Origin of the sequence: Aureimonas ureilytica DSM 18598 = NBRC 106430 (assembly GCF_000382705.1) — a bacterium.
Taxonomy (GTDB): Bacteria; Pseudomonadota; Alphaproteobacteria; order Rhizobiales; family Rhizobiaceae; genus Aureimonas; species Aureimonas ureilytica.
In genome coordinates this window covers 93,810-120,105 of sequence record NZ_ARQE01000003.1, presented here as the reverse complement: position 1 = coordinate 120,105, position 26,296 = coordinate 93,810, and the positions used below count along the sequence as shown (strand labels likewise).

The 26,296-nt window shown below is 69.3% G+C and carries 25 protein-coding genes; 5 read left to right on the top strand and 20 right to left on the bottom strand.

Going from position 1 to position 26,296, the window contains the following annotated elements; all coding sequences use genetic code 11:
- Window positions 1–14: 14 nt before the first annotated feature.
- From B146_RS0107860 to B146_RS0107815, 10 genes are all read right to left on the bottom strand, one after another.
- Window positions 15–629 (bottom strand): papain-like cysteine protease family protein, encoded by a 615-nt coding sequence (locus tag B146_RS0107860; RefSeq protein ID WP_019995879.1) that lies wholly within the window; start codon window positions 627–629, stop codon window positions 15–17.
- 222 nt (window positions 630–851) lie between these two features.
- A complete protein-coding gene (uvsE, locus tag B146_RS0107855; RefSeq protein ID WP_244498188.1) occupies window positions 852–1,904 on the bottom strand; it encodes a UV DNA damage repair endonuclease UvsE in 1,053 nt (350 codons plus the stop codon).
- Window positions 1,901–2,971 (bottom strand): single-stranded-DNA-specific exonuclease RecJ, encoded by a 1,071-nt coding sequence (locus tag B146_RS0107850; protein WP_019995877.1) that lies wholly within the window; start codon window positions 2,969–2,971, stop codon window positions 1,901–1,903. The genes uvsE and B146_RS0107850 overlap by 4 nt, the downstream gene beginning before the upstream one ends.
- A gap of 67 nt (window positions 2,972–3,038) precedes the next feature.
- Window positions 3,039–3,194, bottom strand: coding sequence for a hypothetical protein (locus B146_RS28945; RefSeq protein ID WP_019995876.1), 156 nt, complete (start codon window positions 3,192–3,194; stop codon window positions 3,039–3,041).
- A gap of 111 nt (window positions 3,195–3,305) precedes the next feature.
- On the bottom strand, window positions 3,306–4,274 hold the full coding sequence (locus tag B146_RS0107840) for an ROK family protein (protein WP_019995875.1): 969 nt from the start codon (window positions 4,272–4,274) through the stop codon (window positions 3,306–3,308).
- 187 nt (window positions 4,275–4,461) lie between these two features.
- A complete protein-coding gene (locus B146_RS25390) occupies window positions 4,462–4,788 on the bottom strand; it encodes a BLUF domain-containing protein (RefSeq protein ID WP_019995874.1) in 327 nt (108 codons plus the stop codon).
- Between the two features lie 429 nt (window positions 4,789–5,217).
- Window positions 5,218–5,661 carry a MarR family winged helix-turn-helix transcriptional regulator gene (locus B146_RS0107830; protein ID WP_019995873.1) on the bottom strand — a complete coding sequence of 148 codons (444 nt, stop codon included), beginning with the start codon at window positions 5,659–5,661 and terminating at the stop codon, window positions 5,218–5,220.
- A 130-nt stretch (window positions 5,662–5,791) separates the two neighbouring features.
- Window positions 5,792–6,898: a sensor histidine kinase gene (locus tag B146_RS25385; protein ID WP_019995872.1), complete on the bottom strand. Its 1,107-nt coding sequence runs from the start codon at window positions 6,896–6,898 to the stop codon at window positions 5,792–5,794.
- 4 nt (window positions 6,899–6,902) lie between these two features.
- On the bottom strand, window positions 6,903–7,328 hold the full coding sequence (locus tag B146_RS0107820; protein WP_040408392.1) for a response regulator: 426 nt from the start codon (window positions 7,326–7,328) through the stop codon (window positions 6,903–6,905).
- 26 nt (window positions 7,329–7,354) lie between these two features.
- Window positions 7,355–8,824, bottom strand: a complete 1,470-nt coding sequence (locus tag B146_RS0107815; RefSeq protein ID WP_202814986.1) for a sensor histidine kinase — start codon at window positions 8,822–8,824, stop codon at window positions 7,355–7,357.
- Window positions 8,825–9,008: 184 nt separating this feature from the next.
- On the opposite strand from B146_RS0107815, the gene B146_RS0107810 reads away from it, so the two are divergent.
- Both B146_RS0107810 and B146_RS0107805 read left to right on the top strand, forming a co-directional pair.
- Window positions 9,009–10,592: an aldehyde dehydrogenase (NADP(+)) gene (locus B146_RS0107810; RefSeq protein ID WP_019995869.1), complete on the top strand. Its 1,584-nt coding sequence runs from the start codon at window positions 9,009–9,011 to the stop codon at window positions 10,590–10,592.
- 5 nt (window positions 10,593–10,597) lie between these two features.
- A complete protein-coding gene (locus B146_RS0107805) occupies window positions 10,598–11,764 on the top strand; it encodes a glycosyltransferase family 2 protein (protein WP_019995868.1) in 1,167 nt (388 codons plus the stop codon).
- On the opposite strand, the gene B146_RS27640 is transcribed toward B146_RS0107805, so the two are convergent.
- Window positions 11,703–13,028, bottom strand: coding sequence for a PIG-L family deacetylase (locus B146_RS27640; protein WP_019995867.1), 1,326 nt, complete (start codon window positions 13,026–13,028; stop codon window positions 11,703–11,705). The two genes, B146_RS0107805 and B146_RS27640, sit on opposite strands and share 62 nt — an antisense overlap.
- Window positions 13,025–14,128 carry an acyl-CoA dehydrogenase family protein gene (locus B146_RS25375; RefSeq protein ID WP_019995866.1) on the bottom strand — a complete coding sequence of 368 codons (1,104 nt, stop codon included), beginning with the start codon at window positions 14,126–14,128 and terminating at the stop codon, window positions 13,025–13,027. Before B146_RS25375 ends, B146_RS27640 begins: the two co-directional genes overlap by 4 nt.
- A gap of 325 nt (window positions 14,129–14,453) precedes the next feature.
- Between B146_RS25375 and B146_RS0107790 the strand changes: the two genes are divergently transcribed.
- The gene (locus tag B146_RS0107790) at window positions 14,454–15,437 is read left to right on the top strand and encodes a glycosyltransferase (RefSeq protein ID WP_019995865.1); all 984 of its coding nucleotides are present in this window, start codon (window positions 14,454–14,456) and stop codon (window positions 15,435–15,437) included.
- On the opposite strand, the gene B146_RS0107785 is transcribed toward B146_RS0107790, so the two are convergent.
- Window positions 15,425–16,606 (bottom strand): glycosyltransferase family 4 protein, encoded by a 1,182-nt coding sequence (locus B146_RS0107785; protein WP_019995864.1) that lies wholly within the window; start codon window positions 16,604–16,606, stop codon window positions 15,425–15,427. The genes B146_RS0107790 and B146_RS0107785 overlap by 13 nt on opposite strands.
- On the bottom strand, window positions 16,606–17,646 hold the full coding sequence (locus tag B146_RS0107780; protein WP_026358433.1) for a glycosyltransferase family 4 protein: 1,041 nt from the start codon (window positions 17,644–17,646) through the stop codon (window positions 16,606–16,608). The genes B146_RS0107785 and B146_RS0107780 overlap by 1 nt, the downstream gene beginning before the upstream one ends.
- Window positions 17,647–17,715: 69 nt before the next feature.
- On the opposite strand from B146_RS0107780, the gene B146_RS0107775 reads away from it, so the two are divergent.
- The gene (locus B146_RS0107775; protein WP_019995862.1) at window positions 17,716–19,794 is read left to right on the top strand and encodes an HAD-IIB family hydrolase; all 2,079 of its coding nucleotides are present in this window, start codon (window positions 17,716–17,718) and stop codon (window positions 19,792–19,794) included.
- The gene (locus B146_RS0107770) at window positions 19,776–20,639 is read left to right on the top strand and encodes a glycosyltransferase family 2 protein (protein WP_019995861.1); all 864 of its coding nucleotides are present in this window, start codon (window positions 19,776–19,778) and stop codon (window positions 20,637–20,639) included. Before B146_RS0107775 ends, B146_RS0107770 begins: the two co-directional genes overlap by 19 nt.
- On the opposite strand, the gene fabF is transcribed toward B146_RS0107770, so the two are convergent.
- The 6 genes from fabF to B146_RS27635 form a co-directional block, all read right to left on the bottom strand.
- Window positions 20,636–21,913 (bottom strand): beta-ketoacyl-ACP synthase II, encoded by a 1,278-nt coding sequence (gene fabF, locus B146_RS0107765; protein WP_019995860.1) that lies wholly within the window; start codon window positions 21,911–21,913, stop codon window positions 20,636–20,638. The genes B146_RS0107770 and fabF overlap by 4 nt on opposite strands.
- A gap of 58 nt (window positions 21,914–21,971) precedes the next feature.
- Window positions 21,972–22,427 (bottom strand): MarR family winged helix-turn-helix transcriptional regulator, encoded by a 456-nt coding sequence (locus tag B146_RS25370; RefSeq protein WP_155897415.1) that lies wholly within the window; start codon window positions 22,425–22,427, stop codon window positions 21,972–21,974.
- Window positions 22,428–22,578: 151 nt separating this feature from the next.
- Window positions 22,579–23,736, bottom strand: a complete 1,158-nt coding sequence (locus B146_RS0107750; RefSeq protein ID WP_019995857.1) for a glycosyl transferase — start codon at window positions 23,734–23,736, stop codon at window positions 22,579–22,581.
- A gap of 171 nt (window positions 23,737–23,907) precedes the next feature.
- Complete coding sequence (locus tag B146_RS25365; RefSeq protein WP_019995856.1) at window positions 23,908–24,531, bottom strand: hypothetical protein; 624 nt, start codon at window positions 24,529–24,531, stop codon at window positions 23,908–23,910.
- An 87-nt stretch (window positions 24,532–24,618) separates the two neighbouring features.
- The gene (locus B146_RS0107740; protein ID WP_019995855.1) at window positions 24,619–25,014 is read right to left on the bottom strand and encodes a diacylglycerol kinase; all 396 of its coding nucleotides are present in this window, start codon (window positions 25,012–25,014) and stop codon (window positions 24,619–24,621) included.
- Window positions 25,015–25,208: 194 nt separating this feature from the next.
- Window positions 25,209–26,201: a hypothetical protein gene (locus B146_RS27635; protein WP_019995854.1), complete on the bottom strand. Its 993-nt coding sequence runs from the start codon at window positions 26,199–26,201 to the stop codon at window positions 25,209–25,211.
- Window positions 26,202–26,296: the final 95 nt, after the last annotated feature.

The window sequence follows — 26,296 nt, the reverse complement described above, 5'->3', positions numbered from 1 at the left end:
CAGGGGGCGGGGGTTCAGGCGATGTAGAACGGAAGTTCCTTCGGGTCCTTGCTCATGTGCTTGGCGAACCAGGAAAAGGGCTTCTTGCGCTCTTGGCCGTGCCAGGGGTCGGCGATCAGAACGGTCTCCTCGACGATGCCGTGGACGATGATCCAATGCCCCCAGCGATTGCCGAGGAACCGCGCGAACTCGCCGGACCACATCAGCGGCCCGCACTTGTGCAGCCCGGCGGCCAGGCGCATCGGGTTCAGACCCGAGAAGTTCTCCCCATCCTTGCGCCACGAGGGGCGCCACCGGGTCAGCGAGCCGCCCTTGTTCGTGCCGAATTTCTCGACGATGTCGCTGTTGTCCATGCCCTCGAAGACACCGCGCAAGTTGATGTTCAGGTTATTGGGGGGCGTCTTGCCATGGTAGGCGTAGAGCATGTTCACGCAGGCGTCGCCGCACATGTTGATATGCTTCTGCGCCTGGAACTCGATCGGGAGGATGATGTAGGGAAACATCTCGTCGCGATTGCTCGGCGAATATTTGTCGCTCGCGTTGTTGATGGGGAGAGACGGCATATTGGATGCGGTCGAGGCCTTGGCGCGCTTGTTGAAGATCGCAGCGCCGATCTTGAGCTGAACCATGCTATAACCCCTTGTTGCGTCAGGGAGCGCCTAACGAGCGGGGGCTTTCGGTGCAATGGTCCTTGACGCGTCTCGTCCGCCATCGAAACGGAATGCCCGCTCCTGAGATGGAGAGGCAAAAGGGCGGGTCGGTTCGAAGGGGCGACGCCCGAGCCGCGCCCGTGCCGCGAGAAAGCGACGGCGCTCTTCCTGGTGCTCCGTGCCGCTTGTGAGAACGGGCGTTCAGGCGCCGCCCGCGACCTCGACCTCTTCCAGCACTTCGTCTTCCTCGGCCTCCAGCTCGGGCGCTTCGGAGGGCTCCAGGCCGAAACGCGCGGCGACGTCGGGGGCGTAGCGCAGGAGGTCCGGGCGCAGGCGCAGGAGGGCGAGGTCCTTGGCCTTGGCCTCCAGCATGATGTCGAAGTCGAGCCCGTCCAGCGTGCGCATCAGCGTCGAGAACTCGAACGGATTGACGAAATCGGCGTGTCCCGTGAACACCGGCGCGACATGGACGGTTGTCTTCTTCTTGGTCTTCTTGTCGACGCGCACCTGCTCGCGAAGTTCGGTGCGCGGGCAGGAGAAATGCATCTTGGGCTGCTGCCCTTCGGGCCAGGTGGCGAGAATGCGCTCCACGGTCTGGCGGAGATCGGCGCGCTCGGGATTGAGGCACCAGAAATGCTGGTAGTCGAAGATCAGCCGAACGCCCGTGTGCTCGTGAATCCAGAGGACGTCCCCGGCCGAGAAGCGCAGATCGTCATGTTCCAGCACCAGCCGCCGCCGCACGGGCTCGGGCAGCGTGGCCCAGGTCTCCACCCAGCGCTGGCGCGAGGCGGGAATGTCGCCATAGGTGCCGCCGACATGGATCACGAGCACCGCCTCGGGTGGCAGACCCATGATGTCCAGCATTTCGGCCTGGGACACGAGATCGGCGATGCTCTTCTTCACCAAGGCCGGATCGGGGCTGTTGAGGACGATGAACTGCGAGGGGTGGAAGGACAGGCGGATGCCCAGATCCATCGCCTTCCTGCCGATCGCCTCCAACTCGCTGCGGCTTTCGCCGACCATGCCGTGGAACTGCGGCATGTCAGGGTGGGTGGCATAGGGCGCGAGGTCCGACGACATGCGGTACATCAGGATGTCGTGCTTCACGAGATGGTCGAGGATCGCGTCGATATAGGTGAGCGAGACCTTCAGATGCGGATTGCTGGCGGCGCGGCGGGCGTCGTTGCTCTTCAGATCGTCGCGCGCCATGACCTTGACGGGAAAGCCGAGCTTGGAAATTCGCGTCTGCATCATCTGGCTTTCTGAGGGGACATCCGCGCCTCCGGCCCGAAGCCGAGCGAGGCGACGAAGTGGTTCCAGTCGTCGAAGGTGAGGGCGCCGCCGGAGGCGAGGCGATGGCCGTTGCCATATTGCTCGGTCGCGCCGGGCGGGCGATGCTCGGCGAGGAAGGCCAGAAGATCGCGATCGGCCGCCGTGCGCGCGGCGAAATGGACATAACCGTCGCGATAGCCGCTATTGGCTGATATCACGATGCGATCCTTGATCCGCCCGCGCCAGGCCTGGGCGACAAGGGGATGAATCTGCGTCGGCGAGGAGAAGAGGACGAGCGCGACCTCGCCCGCGACTTTCGGGCCGATCTTGCGCGCGGCGTCGAGCTCGCGGTTCACCTCGGCCTTGGCGTCGAGAAGTGCCTGCGTTTCCTTGTGCTCGCCCGACAGGACCGCCTTCGCCCCGTCCGCCTTCAGGAGAAGGTCCAGTGCGGCGGTGGCATCTCCGCTTGCCGTGCGGCGCGGGGCGTTGACCAGCGACACGGCCTTGCGCAGCGCCGTGATGCCGAGCTTGCGCGCCGCTTCCATCTCCGGAAAGCCCTCGCCATCGGCCATGTCGCCGATGATCCCGATCGCTGCGAGCCAGAGGAGACCGTCGGCTTTCCCGAGCGCTTCGGCGCAGCGATAGGCAAGGAGCGAGGAGGTCGGGATCGGGTGGTCGTGAACGCCGGTGATGATCGCGACCTTGTCCGGCAGGCCGCTCGGAACATGGTGGTCGATCAGGATCGTCGGCAGGTCAGGGCGCGGCACATGGGGCGCGACGCCGAGATCGGCGATCACCATGCCGTCGGCCCGCGTCTTCGCCATCTCCTCGCGGAACGCCTCGGAATAGGCGTTCTCGCCCTTGCCGACGATGCGCAGGAGGGGCTCGCGGCCGGTCCGGCGGAGCGCGTGAAGAAGGATCGCGCCGGCGCTCAAGCCGTCGGCGTCGTTGTGGCAGACGACGAGCGGCGCGGGACCGAAGGCTTCGAGCGCGAGGGGAAAGGCCGAGGGCGGCTGAAGGCCGGTCGGAAACGAGGCGGGAAGCGGCACGGGCAGGGGACCTGTCGGAAAGGAGGCGGCGCGACACCGCGCCGCCGGAGGCAAGACCGGGCGTCGGTCAGCGCTGCTGGGGCTGGTCCTGCGGCGGGATTTTCGCGAGCGCTTCGTTCAGCTCGTCCTGCTGCGACTGCTGCGCGGCCTGATCGGCGTCGCGATCCTGGTTGTCGGCCTGGTCCTGCTGGTTGTCGAAACGGTCTTCGGGAATGCGGCTCATGGCGCGGGGCTCCTTGTGTCGAGGAGGCAACGCGGCACGGGCCAAACGGTTCGACACGGCCGCGACCGTGAGGCGAGGCAAGCCAAGTTTTCCCCGAAGCGCGATCGTCCGTCAGTCCTGCCCGGCGCCGAGCCCCAGAAGCGCGGCGCCGACGAGCCCGGCTTCGGGGCCGAGTTCGGCGGGCCGGACGATCGGCGCGTCGCTGCGCCGCAGGATGCTCGCGCGCAGGCGCGCGTCGAGGGCCGTGAGAAGGTCCGGCGCGTTGGACAGGCCGCCGCCGACCGGCACGACGCTCGCGCCCGTCGCGTTGAGCACCAGCGCCAGCGGCCCGGCGAGCCGGCCGAGCCAGGTCTCGACAGTCGATTGCGCGTCCGCTTCGCTGAGGCGCCAGGCCTCCACGATGGCGCGGCTGTCGCGCGCGGGGCGCTCGGGGTGAAGCGCGGCGTCGATGCGCTCCATGCCGCGCGCGCTGCCGCTGGCATCGACGCAGCCGACCTGCCCGCAGCCGCAGGCGAAGGCCGGCACGGTTCGGCCCGCCACCACGAGATCGGTCAGGACGGGGCCATGGCCCCATTCGCCGGACACGCCGCCCGCGCCCTCCAGAATGCGCCCGTTCCAGATCAGCCCGCCGCCGACGCCGGTGCCGAGAATGACGCCGAACACGGTGCGATGGCCTTGGCCTGCACCGCGCAGCGCTTCGGCGAGGGCGAAGCAGTCGGCGTCGTTGGCGGCATCGACGCGCCGGCCGAGCGCCACTGTGAGTTCGCGCTTCAGCGAGCGCCCGGTGATGCAGGAAATATTGGCGGCGAGCGACGCGCCCGTGTCGGGGTCGATCGTGCCGGCGACCGAGAGGGCGAGGGGCAGCCGGCGCTCGGGGTCGGCGGCGTCGGCGAGGGCGCGCAGCGTTTCCACGAAGTCCGGCCAGGACTGCGCGGGGTTCGGCAGCGAGGCGCGGGCGAGCGGCAGGGCGTCGGCGCCCGCGCCCGCGAGCTTGACGAAGCTGCCGCCGATATCGGCGGCCAGAACATGGGCGCGCCCGGTTCCGGCAAGAGCATGAAGCGGGGCAAGCGGATCGGTCATGGACGGGCGTTCCGACGATCGGGCATCGCTGCCCGTACTAAGGGGACCATCTCATCTCGAAGGGCGAGCCGGACCGGCCTGTCCACCCCCCAGGACGCGTCGAGCGACGAGCCGGGCTTGGAGCCGGACGTCGCCGTTCGAGGGACTGCTCTAGAGATTCGCCCGCAGGCTGGCCAGAGGCGAGGGGTCAGGAAAGCTGGCTGAGAAAGAGGACGTCGGCGATCGGCCGGCGTATCATGCCCCAATGGCCGAAGCTCACGCGGCTGATCGTCTTCCGCTCGATCTGGATGACGTCGTGATGGCGCGGGTCGCGCGCGATGGTCTCGTACAAGGCCTGGACGCGCTCGGTCGGCCCTTCCAGAACCTGCATGATGCGCCGTCCCTCGAAGGCGATGCAGCCGGTGATGCCGAGCGACAGGTTGCGACTGCGGAAGGATTCGAGATCCCGCACGAGATCGGCGAGCGAAGCGTCCTCGGCCAAGGTGCTGACATAGCTGAGATGCAGGAGCGCCATCGTGGGGTGTGCGTGTTCCGACCGAGCCCGTCGAGACCGGGCGAGACTTCAACCTGTGTGCGCCGTCCGGAGGAGGCCGGCGGAAACGCGATCCGGCGATTAGATGGAGAGATCGCGGACGCCGACCAGCCCCGGCGCTGCGCAGAGTTGGAAACGCACCCATCTGGCCGGCGTGAGGTGGTCTCGCATCATCCATCGCGCCCGGTCTTCGCGGCTCGCAGCGTGAGGAGACGCGCGAAAAAGCCGCGCTTTCGCCGGAGATCGGGGGGCGTGCGAGGATGGGGAGGCTCGCGGCCGGGGGCGCCCCCGTTGGACAGCGCTCCTGGCCCCGCGAGCTCGGGTCATCCCCGAGCGCCTTCGTCGAAGGGCCGTCCGGCCAGTCGCGATCCGTGCGCCAGCGACAGCGCCGCCCGCCGGCGACGCAGGCCGTCAGGCGATGTTGGAGGCCTGCAGGGCGTCGCGCACGCGCAGGATGGAACGGCGCAGAAGCTCCAACTCGTCGTCGGTCTTGCCGGTCGCCTCGCGGATTTCGGCCGGAACGCTGCGCGCCGCCGTGGCGAGGGCGCGGCCCTGGTCGGTGAGCGCGATGTCCACCACGCGCTCGTCCCGTGTGGAGCGGGTGCGCGTCACGAAGCCGCTGGCCTCCAGCCGCTTCAGAAGCGGCGTCAGTGTCGAGGAATCGAGCAGAAGCCGCTCGCCCAGGCTGCCGACGGTCTGCGGCTCGTCCTGCCAGAGCACCATCATCACCAGATATTGGGGATAGGTGATGCCGAGCGCGTCGAGACGGGGCTTGTAGAGCCGGTTGAAGGCATGAGCCGTCGAATAGACGGCAAAGCAAAGCTGTTCGTCGAGATGGAGGTGCTTGTCGATCATCGAAGGGCCGCTCCCGTTCTGGCCGGTCGGCCGCTGCATCGCTGGCTCACAATGTGTCACCCAAGTGAAAGGTGCGCGATGTTTCACACGATGTCATTATCAAAGTCCAACATTTCTCGCGATAGCTCTTCTAGGCGACCGAACTGGTCGGCTGGGGCGCCGCCGGCATGAGCGGCGGCGCGGCCCGGGCGGCCAGCGCCACGCTGCGGCCGAGCCCCTGCGCGGCGCGCACCAAGACGTGGAAGCCGCTGCCGCTGGTTTCCTGCGCGATCTCGGCCCCGAGGCTCGCCGCCATGGCGCGCACGAGCTTGGTGCCCGTGCCGGTTCCCTTGGGCGAGGCCGACGGGTCGCAGCCCTGTCCGTCGTCCTCGACCCGAAGAACGAAGCCCGTGCCCTCGGCACGCAGATCGACGCGGATTTCGCCGCCCGCGCCTTGCGGATAGGCATATTTGAAGCTGTTGCTGACGAGTTCGGCGACGAGAACGCCCATCGACACCGCCTTGTCGGTTTCCAGGCGGATCGGCTCGGCCGAAAGGATCAGCCGGTGCGGCGCCTGGGGCGTCGACCAGGTGGCCTCCACTTCGGCGAGCAGCGTCGCGAGATAGTCCGACATTTCCACGAGGTCGAGATCGTCGGAATTGTAGAGGCGGCGGTGAACCTGCGCGATCGCCGTGATGCGCTGCTGCGTGTCGCGCAGCGCCGAGCGGGCTTCCTCCGATGTCGCGACCGAAGCCTGAAGGCGGACGAAGGCCGAGACGATCTGGAGCGAATTGGCGACGCGGTGATTGGCTTCCTTGAGAAGCGCCTCGGTGCGCTCGTAGGCGGCGCGCAGCTTGGCCTCGGCCTCGGCCTTTTCGGCCAGAAGCCGGCGCCGGTCGAGAACCTGCCGGAAGGTGGTTTCGAGAAGCTCGAAGAACTCTTCGCCGAGGCTCTTGACGATGTAGTCGGCGGCGCCCGCCTTGAGGGCCGCGATGGCGACCCGCCCTTCCTCCGAGCCGGTGACGTAGATCACCGGCGGCGGGTCGGGCAGGCGGGCGATCGTCGCCAGCGTTTCCAGCCCGTCCATGCCGGGCATGTAATGGTCCACCGCCACGAGGTCGAACTGGTCGTGCCGCAGGCGCTCCAGCCCCTGCGCGCCGTTCGCGGCGGTTTCCACCACGTGGCCGCGCCGCGCCATGGCACGGCTGATCAATCGGCACAGGCCTTCGTCGTCGTCGATATAGAGCACCCGCGCCATGGCGTCAGAGACCTTCGCCGGCCGCTTCGGGGATCTGGATCACCGACAGGAACAGGCCGAGCTGGCGGATGGCCTGGGCGAAATTCTCGTAGTTCACCGGCTTGGTGATGTAGACATTGGCGCCGAGATCGTAGCAGCGCTGGATTTCCGTGCGGTCGTCCGTCGTGGTCAGGACCACCACCGGCGTGCGGCGCAGCGGTCCCGCGCTGTCCTCCTTCATCCGCATCAGGATGTCGGTGCCGCTCATGTCGGGCAGGTTGAGGTCGAGAAGCACGAGCGCCGGCATGCCCTGGCCCGGCCCCTCCGGGTCTTCCGTCAGGAAGCGCAGGGCCGTGGTTCCGTCCGTGAAATGACGGATCGGATTGTGGACACCCGCGCGGCGAATGTTCTTCTCGATGAGGCGCGCATGGCCCTCGTCGTCCTCGATCATCACGATCGTCACGCTACGCGGAGAGTTCAAGGCGCTCTGGCTCCTTCGTCCGAAAGATCGGCCCGCATGGAAAGGCGGAATGTCGCACCCGCGTCAAGCGCGGATTGACACGATATGAGGCCGCCGAGACGATAGACCATGGCGCGCACATGCGCGAGGCCGATGCCTTCGCCCGGCTGATCCTGCGCGCCGGAGCGCCGGAACAGGTCGAAAATCCGGTCGTGATCCTTCGGGTCGATGCCGCGCCCGTTGTCGGTCACCTCGAACACGGCGCGCTCGCCCTCCAGCCAGCCGCGCACCTCGACCACCGGCGCGCGATCCGGGGTGCGATACTTCAGTGCGTTCTCGATCAGGTTGGAGAAGATCTGCTCCAGCCCGACGCGGTCGCTGACCAGCGAGGGAAGCGGCGAGACGCGAACCTCGCCGCCGAGATCCTGCAGCTTGTGCTGGGAACTTCCCACGATGCCCGACAGAAGCACGGTCATGTCGATCGGCTCGGGCGCCAGAATGCGCCGCCCCTCGCGCGACAGGCGCAGGATGGCGTTGATGAGGCGGTCCATCTTCTGCGTCGAGGCGCGGATGAAGCCGATCGCCTCCGGCAGGTCCTCGCGGACGGCGAGCTTGGCGTCCTGCGACACCGCAAGCCCGCCTTCTTCGGCCCGGTCCACCAGTTCGCTCAAGGGGCGGATCGTCGCCTCCATCTCGCTGGTGAAGCCCATGACGTTGACGAGCGGCGAGCGCAGGTCGTGGCTGACGATATAGGCGAAGCGCTGGATTTCGTCGTTGGCGCGCTGGAGGTCCACCGTGCGCGCCCGCACCGCGCCTTCCAGATCGTCGTTGAGGCGCGCCAGTTCGTCGCCCGTGCGGTGCAGGGCCAGAAGCGTGCGGCGCGTGACCCAGATCGTGCCGGCCGCGACAAGGATCAGGAGCAGCGCGGCGAGCGCGATGACGGAGTAGGTCACGCGCTGGCTCGCCCTTTGCCGCTCGATGCGCTCGTTCAGAAGCGTTCGTTCCGCGTCGCTGAGACTGACGGCCAGCTGGCGGACGGTCTGGATGAGCTGGGTCGTACGATCCCAGGAAAAGGGGACCGCGTTGGGCAGGGCGGCGGCCCGCCGCTGAGCCATGGACCGGCGGATGAGGATCATGTGCTCGCGATTCGCCGCCGCGAGCTGGCCGACGAGCGTGGTCTGTTCGGGATTGTCGCGCACCATCGACCGCAATTCCTCGAGCGCCGGTCCCATGTCTCGCGCGATGCCCTCGATCGTGCGCACGAAGCGCAGGTCGGGCTCCAGAAGGAAGCCGCGCCGCGCCGTTTCGGCCTGTTCCGACAGCGTGCGGAAATGCGACAGCGCCAGCTCGACCCGCAGCGAATGCGAGACGAGCTCGGTGTTGTCGGCGACCCGCGCCACCAGCCATGCGGTCGCCCCGCCCGCCACCACCAGAAGAGCGAAGCCGGCCGTCACCGCGCCGACGGTCACACGCGACAATCGCTTCACGAACGCGCTCTCCACGCGGCGGGAGCAGGCGAAAGCGAGGCGTGAGTTAATTTCTCAGACATTTCGGCCATGGGTGCGAAAACAGCGGTTCCAACGGAGATGGAAGGTCTATAGGAAAGCGCCAGTCTTCCGGAAGCGCCACTCTTCCGGAAGCGTCTGCTTCCAGCCATGGCGGAGGAAAACCATGACCATCCAGGGCGAACTCATCATCGGCCACACGCTGGCCAAGGGAACGGCCGGCGAGATCTTCGGCGTCGAGGCGGCCAGCGGCCAGCGCGTCGAGCCGGGCTTCGGCGGCGCCACCAAGGACGATCTGGACAAGGCCTGCCGCCTCGCGGACGAAGCGTTCGACACCTATCGCGAAACGAGCCTGGAGGATCGCGCCCGCTTCCTCGAAGCGATCGCCGACGAGATTCTGGCGCTCGGCGACGAACTGGTGGAGCGCTGCTGCCAGGAAAGCGGCCTGCCGCGCCCTCGCGTCGAAGGCGAGCGCGGCCGCACGATGGGCCAGCTTCGCATGTTCGCGGGCGTCCTGCGCGACGGCGGCTTCCTCGACGCGCGCGTCGATCCGGCCATGCCCGAGCGCCAGCCGCTGCCGCGCCCGGACCTGCGCCTGCGCAACGTGCCGCTCGGGCCCGTCGCCGTGTTCGGCGCGTCCAACTTCCCGCTCGCCTTCTCGGTCGCCGGCGGTGACACGGCCTCCGCGCTCGCGGCCGGCTGCCCCGTCGTGGTGAAGGCCCATTCGGCCCATCCCGGCACGTCTGAGCTCGTCGGCCGCGCGGTTCTGACTGCGGCCAAGCGCTCGAACATGCCCGAGGGCGTGTTCTCGCTCCTGTTCGACGCCAGCCGCGAGATCGGCCAGGGCCTCGTCGCCGACCACCGCATCAAGGCCGTCGGCTTTACCGGCTCGCGCGGCGGCGGCACGGCGCTGATGCAGATCGCCGCCGCCCGCCCCGAGCCGATCCCCGTCTATGCCGAGATGAGCTCGATCAACCCGGTGATCCTCTTCCCCGGCGCGCTCACCGAGCGGGCCGAGGCGATCGCCAAGGGCTTCGTCGCCTCGCTGACGCTCGGCGCCGGCCAGTTCTGCACCAATCCGGGCCTCATCCTCGCCGTGGAAGGCGAGGGGCTGAAGACCTTCGAGGCCGCCGCCGCCAAGGCGCTGGCCGAGACCTCGGCCGCCGTCATGCTGACGCCCGGCATCTGCAAGTCCTATGCGGGCGGCGTCGCCAAGCTCGCCGGCCATGCCAAGGTCGAGACGCTCGGCCGGGGCCAGGAAGGCGGCGAGCTGCGCGGCCAGTCGGCGCTCTTCGCCGTGTCGGCTTCGGACTTCCTCTCCGACGCGCACCTGCAGGAAGAGGTGTTCGGCTCCGCCTCGCTCGTCGTGCGCTGCCGCGACGAGGCGGAACTCGCGAGGGTAATCCAGGGTCTCGAAGGCCAGCTCACCGCCGCGATCCACATCACCGAGGCCGATCACGCGGCGGCGCGCAAGCTCCTGCCGCTTCTGGAGAAGCGCGCGGGCCGCATCCTCGTCAACGGCTTCGGCACGGGCGTCGAGGTCGGCCACGCCATGGTCCATGGCGGTCCCTATCCGTCCACGGCCGATGGCCGCTCGACCTCGGTCGGCTCCAAGGCGATCGAGCGCTTCCTGCGCCCCGTCTCCTATCAGGACCTGCCGGACGCGCTGCTGCCGGACGCTTTGAAGGACGCGAACCCGCTGAAGCTCTGGCGTCGCCAGGACGGCAAGCTCGTCGCGCCGAACAGCTAAGACGCATGACCGATCTCCAGCCGGTGCAGCCGTTCCGGCTGGAAACGCTCGGGAGCCATGAGGCTCTCGCCCGCGTCGCCCTCCACCGGGGCGGCGCCTTCGATGGCGCGGACGCCGTCGCCATCCTCCCCGCGCGGGACGAGGCCGAGCGCATCGAGGCCACCTTGCGCGCCTTGCTGGCCGAGCTTGCGCCCGGCGAGGGCGTCGTCCTCGTGGTCAATGGATCGAGTGACGACACGCTCGCGCGGTCTCTTGCCTTGTTCGAAGCCGGCGACGCGCCGTTTCTCCTCCTCGATGTGGACTGGCAGCCTGGCCGAGGCTCCGCGCCGCTCGCCCGGCGTCTCGCGCTGGACCTCGCCTTCGAACTAGCGCCGGGGGCGCATCTCCTGTCGATCGACGCCGATACCGTGGTTCAGCCCGGCTGGCGCGACGGCTACCAGGCCGAGTTCGCGGGCGGCGCGGCGCTGGTCTGCGGCGCGATCGGCTTCGACCCGGCGGAAGCCGCCCTCCTGCCGCCGACCGACGAGGCCGCCGAAACGGTGCTGCGCGAATGCCGCTCTGCTGCGCGCGAGATCGAGGCGCGGCTCGACCCCGATCCGCTGAACCCCTGGCCGCATCACGGCAATATCGGCGGCGCGAATTTCGGCCTGCGCGCGGGTGTCTATGGCGCGGTCGGCGGCTTGCCCGTCACGAGCTTCGGCGAGGATCGCGCGCTCCTGCGCCGCGTGCGCGCGCTCGGGCTGCCCGTTCGGTTCAGCGAGGCGCCGCTGGTCTGGACCTCCTGCCGGCTCGACGGGCGGGCGCGGGGCGGGCTGTCGGACGAGCTGAAGCGCTCGCGCGACGAGGCCGACCCGCTGGTGGACGAAGCCTTGGAGCCGGCCGAAGCGCTGGAGCGTCGCATTCGCGCGCGGCGGGCTTTCGCGCGGGCCAAGGAGCCGGGCGAGCGCGCCCGCATCCTCACCATGCTCGGCCTGACGCCAAGCCAGATCGAGGCGGTGACGGCCGTCGCGATACCCGGCGAAGCGTGGACACTTGTCGAAGACCTCAGCCCCGCCTTGAAGCGCGAGCGCCTGCGTCGCTCGCAGCTCTCCGCCGAGCTGCCCGGTCTTCTCAGGCTTCTCCAGGCGGCGCGCGAAAGCGCAGCAGATCCAGCCGGTAGCAATCCCGCCTGACCGAGCGCTCCAGCGTCATCTTCTCGGCCGCGACCATGCAGAGGAAATCCGCCGCGTCGTCGCCCGACAGCGGCGTCTCGGTGGGGCCGAGATAGTTGACGAGAAGGAGCCCCGCGCCCGGCCGCGACCGGCGGCAGGCGCTCGACAGAAGCGTCTCGATCTCGGGCTCGGTCAGGAAATAGAGCATCTCCGACAGAACCAGGAGGTCGAAGGGCCGATCGGGAAAGTCCTGCGGCATCCGCCCGACCTGGAATTCCACGCGCCCCGGCGCGCCATGGCGCTCAACGGCGCGCGCGACGATGTTGGGGTCGAGGTCGAAGCCGGACACATCAGAGAATTGCTGGGCGAGCGCCGCGGAGAGATGGCCCTCGCCGCAGCCGATCTCGATGGCGCGGCCCCGCCATTCCTCGCCGAGAAAGCGGATCACGTCCTCGCGCTTCTCGACCTCGTAGGCGCTGTCGCGCGCGCCCCAGGGGTCGTTGTCGCCGCGATAGAGCGTCTCGAAATGCTCCGCGCCCGGCGGCGTGCCGGGCATCCTGTGCCAGAACACGCATTCGAACGGGCCCTGGTGGTGGCGCAGGAACCAGTCGGGCAGGGCGAAGCCGTCCGGGTCGTCCGTCACGATGCCGCCCATCTGCGTTTCGTGCCGGGCGATGGCGCGCGCCTTTTCCACGATCGGCGTCTCGACGCGGAACGGGTGCAGGCCCTCGACATCGACCTCCCTGTCCTCGGGATGCCGCAGCGACCAGACCGGGTAGGACAGAAGCCTCAAGTGCGGGCGCAGCTGATGCACGGCCTGCGCCAGGAGCGCGGCGGCTTCGTGGTCCGGGTGCGGGTCGAAGAGAACGGTGGAGGCGAGCGCCGTGGCAGAGGTTTCGTCGCAGAGCGCGGCGACCTTTTCGGCCGCGCCCGCGAAATCGTCGTGCCAGCGGGATGCGCCGTCCGGCAGGGCAAGGCGCAGCGTGCGGGCCTCTTCGCAGCCCAGCTCCGCCATGGCGAGTGCCTGTTCCTCGCGCCGGCGCGCGGCGAGCCGCTCGGGCGGCCATTCGGCCGAGCCGCGATGCGAGCCCTCGCCATCGGTGAGGGCCACGAGGCCGACCGCGCGGCCGGCTTGCGCGGCGGCCAGAAGCAGGCCGGAGGCGCCGAGTGCCTCGTCGTCCGGGTGCGGCGCGATGACGACCAGTCCGCCCGCGCCGATCAGGAGCAGCGGGTCCACGACGGGGGCCACATCGTGGCGCGCGCACCAGTCGCCGTAGCGGCTCATCTGAAAATCTCCGGCAGGCGCGCGGACAGGCGGCGCGCATGGTCCAACAGCGCGGCGTCCGGATTGGCCTGCCGCAGATAGGTTGATAGGTCGCGAATCGGGCGCGCCAAGGGATGGTCTTCCGCGAAGGCCGAAAGGCCGAGGCCGCGCTCGGCCAGCGCGATCACGGCGAGCCCCGCCGATTCCACCCGCAGCCGCGCGAAGACGGCGAGCGAGGCGGCAAGCTCGGCCTCCTCGCCGCCCTCCACCGCACGCGCCGCCGCCTCGACCTGAAGCCTTGCGTCGCGCGCCGCCAGGATCGCCTCGCCGACCCGCGCGCTCTGGAGCGGATGGTCGAGCCGGCCTGTCTCTCGCAGGCCCTCCACCAGTCCGCGCACGATCCGCTCGATCGCGCCGAGCTGCACGGCCGCGCAGCGCCAGATGCCGCCCATGAAGAAGGGCTCGCGGCGATAATCGTCCGGCGCGCCGAGCGCGGCGCCAGCGGGGATTTCCATGCCGTCGAATCGGAACGTGCCCGAGCGCGAGGCGCGCATGCCGCGCATGTGCCAGCTGGAGAAGTCCAGTCGATCGGGCTCGTCCACATCGATCAGAAACAGACACAGCCGCCCTTCCGCGTCGGTCAGCGGCACCAGCGCCAGCGAGACGGCGCCGAGGCCCGAGGCGTAGCGCTTGGAGCCCGCGAGGCGCAGCGTGCCGTCCTCCGTCGGGTGGGCGGCGAAGGGCGGCCGCCCGTCCGCACCCCAGACGCCCATCAGCGCGCCCGCCTCGACGCGGGCGCGCACGATCGCCTTCTGCTCCGCGTGGCCGAAGAGCGACACGAGCTGCAGCGCGTTCGCATGGCCCTCGAACAGGCGGCCGAGGCTGAGATCGGCGCCGCCGAGCGCGACGAAGACGGGCAGGGCGCGCCGCGCGGGGTAGTGATACACGAAGCCCGCGCCGTCCGGGCGCAGCGGGGCGCTCAGGCAGCCGTGGCGGCGCAGCGCGTCCAGCTCGTCCGTCGGATCGGCCTCGTGCCCGTCCGCTCGCGCGGCGGCCAGTTCCTCGATCTCGCCAAGCGCGCGCCAGACGCCGTCGATCATATCGCCTGCAAGCTCGTCCATGCCGCGTACTCGTCACTCGAAGGGCTGAAAGGGGCCGGACGCGGGAAGCCTTCAAGCGCGAACCGCGCCTTAGAGCCGGGGACGAAACCTCGCGGGGTCGGAAGGTCGGATCTTTCCGTCGCTCTCTTTGTCGCGAATGCTCGCCGATGCTGACCTCGCATCGACTGCGCTTCGCTCCTCGTGATCGAACGAAAATCTCTCGACCCTCCTCTGCCCGGAGGTTTCGTCCCCGGCTCTTAAACCGCCCGTCCGGGCTCGAAAGGCCGATGGACGGCCTTTCCCGAAGAGCTAGATGCCGGCTCACCCGTGCATAGGACCGATTTGGATGGCCAACGAAACTCTTTTCTCCGGCGAGCCCGCCGCGCCGCGCTGTTTCCTGTGCGGCGCGCGAATGTGGGACCGGGCGGGGCGCGCCCTCCGCTGGGGCGGTGAGCTTCGCCATTTTGCCTTCGCCTGCGGCTCCTGTGGTGTCCTCACGGATCGGCCGGAGGCGGGCGAGGCCTGCGCGGACGATTGGCGCCGCGCCTGCCGGGAGGGCGAGGTCGCCTGCGCGCCGGACGGGCTCTACGGGTTCGACGCCTACACGCTGCGCTCGGCCGCGACGCGCCATGGGCTCTGGGCCGAGCCCTCCGATGATGCCCAGCGCGAGGCGCTGCGCGCGCCCCATTCGACGCTGCCGGGTCAAGCGCGGATGGAGCCGCTCGGCGCCGGCCCCAGAGCCGCCTTCAGCCTCGCCGTCCTCTGCCGCGAAGGGGAGCGGGACGCGGCGCTGGCGCTGGCGGGGGAGGCCGAGCGCTGGTGCGACGACGTGGTGATCCTCCTCGACGGCGAAGGCGCGGCGGAGGAGCGGCCGGGCCTGCGCCTTCATCGCCGCCCCCTGAACGGGCATTTCGGCGAGCAGCGCAACGCCGCGCAGCGCCTTGCGCGGCATGACTGGGTGCTGCAGCTCGATGCCGACGAAAGCTTGGAGGAGGGCGCGATCGCCGGCCTGCCGGGGCTGCTCGGCCGGCTCGACGAGACGGTCGTGTCGGTGGGGCTTCGCCGGGTGAATCTCGTGGACGGCGTCCAGGCCGACCTCTTTCCCGACACGCAGTATCGGCTGAACCGCCGCGATGTCGTCTTCGAGGGGCGTGTCCACGAGCGCCCGGCGCGGCCCTGGCAGCACAGCCTCCTGTTTCTGGGCGGCGGCATCCGGCATCACTTGAACCGCGCGCATGTGGAAAGCCGCTCGCGGCGCTACGAGACGATGGCGCCGGGCGGCGGTCGGCTCTTCGAGGAAGCCGACCTCCTGCGCCCCTACCGGGCCTGAAGCGCCCGCTCGTAGAGCGCGCGGGTTTCCTCGCCGAGCGTCGTCCGGTTGAAGCGGCCGGCGGCCTTCCGGGCATGGGCGCGCAGCGTCTCGCGCAAGGCGGCATCGGTGAGGATCGGGCGGATCGCTTCCGCCAGCGCCTCGCCGGTGTCCTCGGCGGCCATGCGCCCCGCCCCGGTGTCGCCGACGAATTCGCGCCCGCTCGCGTCCATCGCATTGGCGACCATCGGTCGGCCATAGGCGATGCCCTCCTGATAAACGAGGCCGAAGCTCTCGTAGCGCGAGGGCGCAAGGATCGCGTGCGCGCCCTCGTATTCGGCCGCAAGCGCCTCCTCCCGCATCCGTCCGAGCGGTCGCAGACGCGCGCGCGCCGTGGGCGCGAGATCGGCCGGCAGATCGCTTTCGGGCACGCCGACCAGGCGGATTTCGAAGGGGCGCAGCGCGCCGGCGTCCACCTCGGCGCCGAGGATCGCGGCGGCGCGGGTGATCATGTCGAAGCCCTTGCGATGCTCCGCGCGGCCGACGAACAGAAGCCGCATCGGCGCATCCGGCTCCACCGCCGGATAGGCGGCGGCGCGCCCGCGCTCGATCAGGGCGGGCGGCAGGCTGAGGCCGATCACGGCATGGGGCTGCGCGCCCGAAAGGCCGTATTCCGCCGCGATGCGCCTTGCATGGTCGCCGGTGTTGGAGATCAAGGCGGCGCTGCCGCGCGCCTGACGCGCTTCCAGCCGATCCGCCGCCCAGCCGTCGAACCGGTCGCGGGCGGTCGTGGCGGGATCGCGCGAGAAGGCCGCGGGCGTGGAATTGCGCGTCACCAGCGCGAAGCCGTGCCGCCCGGTCAGAAGCGCGGCCGGCGCGTACCAGTTCGTCGCCTCCACGATCTGGAAGGGCTCGCGCAAATGCTCGGCAAGAACCGCGCGGCGAAAGGCGAGCGGAGCGGCGAGATGCCCCGCGCCGCCATAGAGCCGCAAGCGCCCGAGCGCGCTCCCCTGCGGCAGCGGACAGCCGATCACGGTGACGCCGTTCGCTTCTTCCCGCCCTTCGCGATCGAGTGTGAAGACGCTCGTGCGGCAACCGGCGAGCACAAGGCTCTCGGCGATCTCGCGGGCTGCGGTGGAAAGGCCGCTCGGGGAGGGGGGGTAGTCCCAGGCGATGAGGGCGGTGCGCATCAGCGGGCCAGGAGCTGTCGATAGAGTTCGACATAGCGTTCCGCCATGTGGCGGCTGGTGAAGCGCTCCTCGAAGCGCGCGCGCACGCCGGCCCGGCTGATCGAGCCGATGCGCCCCAGCGCCTCCACGGCTTCCGCCTCGCTGTTCACCACGAAGCCGGTCACGCCGTCCTCGACGATTTCCGGCACGCTGCCTCGGTTCCAGGCGATGACCGGCGTGCCGCAGGCCATGGCCTCGATCATCACGAGGCCGAAGGGCTCGGGCCAGTCGATCGGGAAAAGCAGCGCCTCGGCGCCGCCGAGCAGCGTGTTCTTGGCCACGTCGTCCACCGGGCCGACATATTCGGCGCGGTCGGACAGAAGCGGGCGCACCTCGCGCTCGAAATAGGTGGGATTGCCGACATCCACCGTGCCCGCCAGCCGGATGGCGCGACCGGCGGCGTTGGCGACGCGAATGGCGGTGTCCGGCCGCTTTTGGTCGGTCATGCGGCCGATAAAGGCGAGATAGCGCCCCGGCTCGGTCCGGAGCGTGTAGCGCGATCCGTCGATCCCGTGATGAACGACACCAGCGCGGTTGGGTGCGGGGATGCCGCTTTCCTGCGCGGCCGAGATCGCGGCGACCGGCAGGTCCGGGAAGGCGGCGAAGAAGAGCTGCCGGTCCAGCTCGTCCACCCGCCAGTGGATCGTCGTCAGGCTGTGGCGCCGCCGCTCGCCCAGGAGCGCGGCGTGGAAGAATTCGCCATGGCAATGGACGATGTCGAAATCCCCGAGGCGCCGGCGCAGATGCTCCATCTGCACCGCCTCCAGAACCGCCGGAATCGACGGGGGAACTTTGCCATATTGAGTCTCCAGCGCCTGAAGACTCGGGAGCGAACCGACGATCGGCCCATTCGCCGCACTGTCCGTCGGCGCGAAGAGCGTTACCTCGTGACTAAGACTTCGCAATGCTCCCGTCAATTCTTGGACGATTCTTTCCGTCCCTCCGTGATTTAAAGGCGGAACCGGAAAAATGTTAGGCGCGACTTGAGCGATGCGGAGCATTTGAGGACCTGAACGAATCTCTATCTCGCTCATTATGGGCGGCAAGAGGGGTTGGAAAGGGAGACGGCCATGTTCTTGCTTCATGTCGCCCTGCAGGGCTGCCTGCGCGCAGACAATGTCGAATACGGACTGACGGCGGATACGGGGGGCCATATCCGCTATCTCCTGGATCTGGTGAAGGCCTCGTCGGCCGCCGGTCCCGTGCGCCGCACGGTGATCGCGACGCGGGGCTTCGAAAGCGATCTGGGGGCGGAATACGCGCCCGCGCCCGTGCGCGCGGAAGCGGGCGTCGAGATCCTGCGGCTTGCCACGCGCAGCCCGCATTACCTGCCCAAGGAAGAGCTTTGGGCCGAGACCGAGAGCTTCGCCGAAGGGCTGATCGCCTGGATCGAGGCGCAAGGCCAGCGCCCGGACATGCTGCACGCCCATTACGCGGACGCGGCGAGCGTCGCCGCGATCGTCGAGGATCGCCTGGGCATTCCCTTCGTCTTCACCGCCCATTCGCTCGGCCGCGTGAAGGCCGATGTCATGGGCGCGCGCGCCGCCGAGGTGCCGCATCTCGGCAAACGCATCGAGATCGAGGAAGCGGCGATCCGCCGCGCCTCGCTGGTGATCACCTCCTCGCGCGACGAGGCCGAGGTTCAGTATGCGGGCTATGCCGGCTACGATCCCGGCCGCATCCGCATCCTGCCGCCCGGCAGCGATCTCAGCCGCTTCGGCGCGGCGACCGCCTGCCCCGAGGTCGAGGCCTCGATCAACCGCTTCCTCAGCGAGCCGGACAAGCCCGTGCTGCTGGCGCTGGCGCGGCCCGTGGCCAAGAAGAATCTCTGCGCCCTCGTGCGCGCCTTCGGCGAGAATGCCGAGCTGCGCCAGCGCGCCAATCTCGTGATCATGGCCGGCAATCGGCAGGACCTCGCGGCGCTCGACGGTGAGATGGCCGGCGAAATCCGCGAGATCCTCTGCCTCATCGACCGCTACGATCTCTACGGACAGGTCGCCTATCCCAAGACGCACCGGCCCGACGACGTCGCCGCGATCTACGCCTATGCGCGCGACCGGCGCGGCGTCTTCGTCAATCCCGCGCTGAACGAGCCTTTCGGCCTGACGCTCCTGGAAGCCTCGGCCGTCGGCCTGCCGCTGGTCGCCACCGACAGCGGCGGCCCGAACGACATCATCGAGATGTGCGGCAATGGCGAACTGGTGGACCCGCAGTCCACGCAGGCGATCGCGGAAGGCGCGCTGCGCATCCTGCGCGATCCCGCGCTCTGGGATCGCTATGCGAAAGCCGGCGCCAAGGCGGTCGCCGCCTATAACTGGAGCCGCCACGCCACCCGCTATCACGAGCTTCTCCAGTCGCTTCTGGCGCAGCGGCCCGAAACCATCGCGCCGCGACCCGATCAGCTTCTCATCTGCGACATCGACAACACGCTGGTCGGCTGCGACATCGGCGTGCGCCGCTTCTCGCAATGGCGCAGCGAGCAGGAGGGCATGGTGTTCGGCGTCGCCACCGGCCGCTCGTTCCACAGCGCCATGTCGATCCTGGAGCAGCGCGACGCGCCGCGTCCGCAGGTGATGATCACCTCGGTCGGCTCGGAAATCTACCATCTCGACGCCAACGGCACGACCTACACGGCCGATCCCGACTGGCGCGCCATCGTCCAGCGGGGCTGGAACCGGCAGGCGGTCCTGCGCGCCCTCAAGGGCCTGCCGGGCCTCCAGCCGCAGGCCGCGCTCGAGCAGCGCGCCTTCAAGCTCTCCTATTTCAGCGATGGCGACCGCGAGATCACGGCGCGCGTGCGCGCCCGGCTGGAAGTCGCCGGGCTGCAATGCTCGGTGATCCACAGCCACGGGCGCTATCTCGACATCCTGCCGGTGCGCGCCTCCAAGGGAACGGCTGTCGATTTCGTGCGCCGCCGCTACGGCCTGCCCGAGAACGCCGTCTTCGTCGCCGGGGATTCGGGCAACGATATCGAGATGCTGCGCACCATTCCGCAGGCGATCATCGTCGCCAACTTCTCCGACGATCTCGCCAGCCTCCCGGCGCTGTCGCATTCCTATGTGGCGCGGGCCACCCATGCGCGCGGCGTCATCGAGGGCGTTCTTCACTTCCGCAACAAGGCGCGTTCGGCATGGCAATCAGCGCGCTGACGCTCGTTCGCGGTCGCGAGCGCCATCTCGCCAATCTCATGAAGAGCCTTGCGCTCCAGACGCGGAAGCCCGACGAACTCGTCATCGCCTGGATGCAGGAGGAGCCGCACGAGGGACTTCCCGAGATCGGGCTCCCGGTGCGCCATGTCTTCGTGCCGGGCGACCCGATGCCGCTCGCTGCCGCCCGCAACCGCGCGGCGGACGCGGCCCGGGGCGAGGTGCTCGTGTTTCTCGATGTCGACTGCATCGCGGGTCCGGGCCTCGTGGAGGCCTATGGCGCGGCGGCCGGGGAACGGGACGGGCTGTTTCTCGGCGAGGTCCTTTATCTGCCGGAAGGCGTGGTCGGCGAGCGCATCGACTATGAAGCGCTCGACCGGATCGGGCAGGCGCATCCGTCCAAACCCGACATGCCATCCGCCGGCGTGCGCGAGGAGCCCGATTCCGGCGAGCTCTGGGGCCTGTCCTTCGCGCTCCGGCGCGAGCGCTACCGGGCGCTCGGCGGCATGGACGAGAGCTTCCACGGCTATGGCGGCGAGGAAACCGACTTTGCCGCGCGCGCCGGAGCCTCCGGGCTTCGCTTCTACTGGACGGCCGGGGCGCGGGCCTATCACCAGCACCATCCCGTCCACGTCCCGCCGCTGCACCAGTTCGACCACATCCTGCGCAACGCCGCGCGCTTCCGCGACAAGCACGGGCGCTGGTGCATGGACTATTGGCTCAGCCAGTTCCGCGACGAGGGGCTCATCGCATGGGACGAGAGGGCCGATCGGATCGACGTGAAGCGCCGACCAGAGGCGCACGAGATCGCCGGCGCGCTGCAGCCCGGCGAGCGCCTGTTCAGTTAGGCAGCGTCTCGATAGCGGCTGAAGATGAGGCTTGCATTCACCCCGCCAAATCCGAAGGCGTTGGTTAAGGCGTGCTCGACATCAGCCGCGCGCGCCTCGCTTCGCAGGAGATCGAACCCCTCCGCGCCAGGCATCGGCCTTTTGATGTTGAGACCGGGAGGCAGGGTCTGCGTTTGTAGCGCAAGGACGCAGAAGGCGGCTTCGATCGCGCCAGCCGCTCCTAGCATGTGGCCGGTCGCCGATTTGGTGGAACTGATCGGCACTCGCCCATGGGCCTCCCCAAGGAGGCTTCGCAGGGCCGCCAGTTCCGCGGCATCGCCGATGGGCGTCGAGGTCCCATGAGCGTTGACATAGCCGAGCTGCGTCGCATCAAGACGAGCCATAGCCAGAGCTGCCTGCATCGCCCGGCAGGCTTCGCGGCCATCCGGCCAGCCTGCCGTGACGTGATGGCCGTCTGTCGTGGTGCCGTAGCCCGACAAGACGGCGAGCGGACGCGCGCCGCGACCTTCGGCGTGAGACAGACGCTCGATCACCAGCATTGCCGCCCCTTCGGACAAGACGAAGCCGTCGTGATCGCTGTCGAACGGTCGAGACGCACACTGGGGATCATCGTTGAACTGTGTGCTCAGGGCCTTGGCGGCCGTGAAACCACCGATGGCGACGGGATCGACGCAAGCCTCGGCGCCGCCGCATAGCGCTATGTCGACCTCGCCCGACCGGATCATCCGCAGCGCGTCCCCGATCGCCTGGGCCGAGGCCGCGCATGCGGTCGTCGGCGCGCCGCTCGGGCCGTGGAAGCCGAAGCGGATGGCGATCTGCCCCGCCGCGAGATTGGGCAGGAACGAGGGTACGACGAAGGGAGACAGACGACGAACCCCGGACGCGCGGATCAACTCGGTGGCCGACGTGATGGCCGGAATGCCACCGACGCCCGTCGCGACGACGGTCGCCGTTCGCCGCCTCTCTTCCGGTCTCTCGGGATGCCAGACGGCCTGATCCAGCGCCTCTTTGGCGGCGGCCATCGCATACTGAATGAAAAGATCGTTTCGCCGCAGCTCACGGCTATCCATCGCGGCTTCGGGGGCAAAGCCCTCAGCGTCCTCCGCAAACGAGGGAACGAGGCCGGCCACACGGCACTTCCAGCCCTGTGTATCGAACCGCGTGTTCTCGCGGATCCCGCTGCGACCCGCGACGATCCGTTCCCAGTTGGCGTGCAGCCCAACACCCAGCGGCGAGACGGAGCCAAGACCAGTGACGACAATCGGTTCGAGCATACGTATCTTCCTTAATGTGTAATTGCACTGTGCATATACACATTAATGGGCGCAAGGGTCATTTTTCGACCGCGCCGACTGACTTGTCGGCAAGGTGCCGCGATACGCGCAGGTAAGTTTCGATGTCGTCGGTGGAAAGGCCCTCATGTATCTCGGACTGAGCCTCTCGCCATCGCGACAAAAGGCGGTCCAGCAGACCGTCCCCCTCCGGCGTGAGTTCGCAGACGCGCGCCCGCCCTCCTGCGTCTTCGGCGCGCCGGACCAGAGCTTTGCGCTCGAGCAGATCGAGATTGCGGATGAGGCTGGTGCGGTCAAGATGGATGCGCTGTGCCAGACCCGTCACCGATTCTCCGGGATGGAAGCGGATGGCCGCCATGAGAGAGAATTGCTGAACCGTCGCCCCGAAAGGCTTGAACCCGGCATCACCCAGCCGCAGCAGCGTTCGCGCGGCCGAGACCGTGTTGAGAACGAGGCAGTTCGCGAGCGCGTCGGGCATGGTCATGGTCGATGTCATGCCCTTTCGCTTCGCGAAAATCGATAGGTCGGTCGAATATCCGCTCTACCTCTCGCGTCCGGTTCGCTCTTGAGATGGGCCTGATGCCGATCCGCGATCAACTCTGCCGGCCGACCGGCCGGATGCGTTGTTCAAAGTGCCCGTGCCTTGCTCAGGCCACTACACTCAGCGTCCGCGCGGCATCCCGCTCCGTTTCGGCCTGCGCCTCTGACGCGCCCGTCCACAATTCGTCGCAGAGCCCTTCCAGCCAGCCGGCCGCCTTGCGGGCGGCGTCGGGGTCGTAGAGCGAGGCGATGGCCTGCGTGTCGAGCGCCCGGGCGCGTTCCAGAAGCGATTGCCAGCCGGCGAGATCGCCCGGCCAGGCCGGCGCGCTGACCGCCGCGCCGAGGCGCACCAGGGCTTCGGCCTTGCGGGTCTGCTCGCCGAAATAACGCCATTCCGGCATGACCACCAAGGGCCGGCCGACGCGGGCGATCTCGTGCACCGTGTTGTCGCCCGCCGAGGCGATCACGATGTCGGCGGCGGCGAGATAGTCGGTCACGCCGCGCACCCAGCCGAGCTCGCGGCAATTGCTGAAATCCGTCTCGTGCCCTTCGCGATGCGTGGGGCCGAGCACCAGCCAGAGCGCGTCCGGCGCGGCCCGCGCGGCGACCGTGAGCGGCGCATAGGGCGTGCCGCTGCCACCGCCCCCCGTCAGCACCACGACGATCTCGCGGGTCGGATCGAGGCCGAGCCGCGCGCGCGCCTCCGCCTTGTCCGGCACCGCGTCGGCCGTGGTGCAGAGGCCACCGGAATAGAAGGTCTTGGCGCGCAGTTTGGCGGGATAATCGTCCTGCTCCATGCGCTCGTCGAAGGGCGCGAGCATCCCGACAGCCGCCTCGTAGGCGCCGACATGGCCGATATCGGCGCGGTCGCCATGCATGCGGATCTGGATCGAGGGAACGCTCGCCACCCGCGACAGGAGCCCGATCTCGGAGGAGACGTCCACCACGAAGAGCCCGGTGCCCCGGTCGTCCAGATGATCGAGAATGGTGCGCATGGTCCGGCGCATCTCGGCAACGCCGAGCGGCACGCAATGCATGACGCTCGGCGTCGGCTCGGCATAAAGCCGCTCCGTCGGCACGCCCGCGCCGATCATGTTGGGCAGCGGCACGATCTCGATGTCGCGCGCGAACCCGTCGAAGAGATGGGGGCCGGCGGTCAGCACGGACACGGGCCGGTCGCGAGCGAATTCCGAAACGAGGGCCATGGTGCGGTTGGCGTGGCCGCGCCCCTGATGATGGACGAAAAAGGAGATGGGTTTCTTCAAGGGGTGCCGGGCTCCGGAGACGCGCGCGAAAAAGGGCGCGAGAAGGAGTCGGGATATCGGCCACGGGGGCGCGAAGACGAGACCCGCGATGCGTGGCAGGGAAGCGATCGGGCGCGCGCTATCGTCGCGGCGTGGTGCGAGCGATGCGACGATGCGGCGGGTCGGGCCTCGTCAGCGGGTGAACAGCGAGGGCTTGTCGAAACGCGGCTGCGCCGTGCCGTCGCTCGCCTCGGGCGTCGGCGGCGTGCCCGGGGCCGGAGCAGAAGGCACCGCGGCGGCGGACGAAGCGGGCGGCGAAGGGGCAGCTTCGGGCCGATGGTCTGCGCTGCCGCCGCCGAGCGGCGCTGCACTGCCGCCGAGCGGCGCTGCACTGCCGCCGAGCGGTGCGGGCAAGGCGGCGAGCAGCCGATCGGCCCGCTGGCGCTGTGCCGGGCTCAGCACCGCAACAAGAGCGTCGAGCGCGCGCGCCAGCTCTGCGGCAGCCTCGCCCTTGCGCGTCTCGATCTCCAGCAAAAGCTTCAAGCGCGGAACGCCTGCCGGCGCGAGGTCGCCGCGATCCGGGCCGATCTCGGCAAGGCGCAGCGCGGCCTCAACGAAGGCGCGCCATTGCGGGCGCTGCTCGGGCGCGATGCCGAGCGCGAGCTCGGCGGCAACCAGATTTTCGGCGACCGGCCAGAGCGCGCCGGCGCTCGCCGCATCCGGCTTGGCGGCCGGCATAGGCTCGGCGGCCATGGCCGGAAGCGCGGCAAGGGCGAGCATCGCGCCCAGCGAGAAGAGGCCGATCGGCTGGCGCATTCTGGACAGTCTCCTTGGGCAGAGCCGACGCCTCTTGGGCGCCCGATCCGGCCGAAACAGGGCGCGTCGGCCTCGCGGCCCTCGATCTCAGAGCGCGCGCAGCACCACGGAGAGCGCGTAGCCGCAATTGGCGAGGATCAGGCAGAACACGGCAAAGGAGCCGAGATCCTTGGCCTGCTTGGCGAAGTCGGAAATCTCGGGCGACACGCGGTCGACGATCACCTCGATCGCGGTGTTCAGCGCCTCGCCGGCCATGAGCACCAGCATGAGAACGATCTGCAGGAGAAAATCGAGCGGGCTCGCGCCGATGAGGGCGAAGACGAGGAGAAGAGCCGCGCCCGCCATCAGCTCGTGCCGGAAGGCCGTCTCGCCGAGAATGCGTCGGAAGCCGCCGAAGGAATAGCGGAGCGCCGCCAGAAGATGGCCCGGACCGCGCTTCTTGCCGGGGGTGGCCGGCCGGTCGATCGAGAATTCGAGGCTCATGGGCGAAATCCGAAAGGCGCTGGATGGGAAACCGGGTCCTACGGCACGATCCTGTTTCCGGTATGGAGGAGGCTCTAAACCGCTTGGGAATCGCCTCGCAAGGCCAAAAAACCGTGAGCGCCCCGCCGCCCGACGCGGCAAAGGCCGGCCCCCGCGAGGGAGCCGGCCCGTTCGATGGTGCCAGGCGGAGGGGATCAGCCCTCGAAGCGTTCCTTGCGCAGCGAGCCGTCGAAGTTCAGCTCCACCACGACGTCGCGGCCCGCCTTGTCCTTGGCCTCGGCCGAGACATGGCGCGGATGGGCCTCGTAGTCGCCGACATAGGTGTAGCCGAGCTTCTCCACGGCGGCCTTCACGCCCGCCTCGTCCAACGGCGCGGCATAGGGCTCGCGCTCGTCGATCTGGTTGTCCTCGTCGACGCGCACCGACCAGCGCTGGCCGCCGGCGTCCGTGGCGAGGAACTCGGCATGGTGGCGCTTGGCGTCTTCCAGCGTCACGTCCTTGTAGCCGGCGTCCGTGAGCGCCTTGGCGGCGGCGTCCTTGTCGACCCGGCCGAAGTCGAACCAGCCGCCGCGATCCTCGCGATCGGCGCGCTCGCCATGCGGCGGGGGCGGCGGGCCGTCGCGGTCCGGGCCATGCGGGCCGGGGCCATGGCGACCGGGACCCCCGGGGCCTTCGCGGCCGGGCCCGTCACGACCGGGCCCATCACGACCCGGACCGTCGCGACCCGGGCCGCGATCGGGGCGCGGGCGCTCTAGGGCGATGCGCTGGCCGCCGTCCACGGTGAGACCCTCGGCATGGACCTCGCCGCCCCGGAAGGCGCCCTCGACGCCGACCGTGTCGCCGACCTTCACGAGGGGTGCGCGATCGCCGCGCGGGCCGGTCTCGACCAGCGTGCGCCCGGTCGCGTCTTCCAGGACGAAGCGGTTGCCGAAGACGTCGGTGACGCGCCCTTCGAGGCGGATGGCGTTCATGTCGCGCAGCTCGTTCACCTTGATCGCGGCGGCCGGGGCAGCCTGGGCAGCAGAAGCAGCCGGGGCGGGCGCAAGTGGGGCGGGCGCGGCGGCCGGGGCCGCCGGAGCGACCGGGGCCGGGCTCTGCGCGAAGGCGAGAGTGGAGCCGGCCAGAAGCGGGGCGGCGAGGGCCGCGAGGGCAAGGCGGCGCTTGAGCGAAAGCTTGGGGGAGGGCATTTCGAAACCTTTTCCGTGTTGCGGATGGAGGCTTTCTAGCCGCTGCCCTGAAACCGCTTCTGAACCACGCGGTTCAGCTTCCGTTCAGCCGCCGG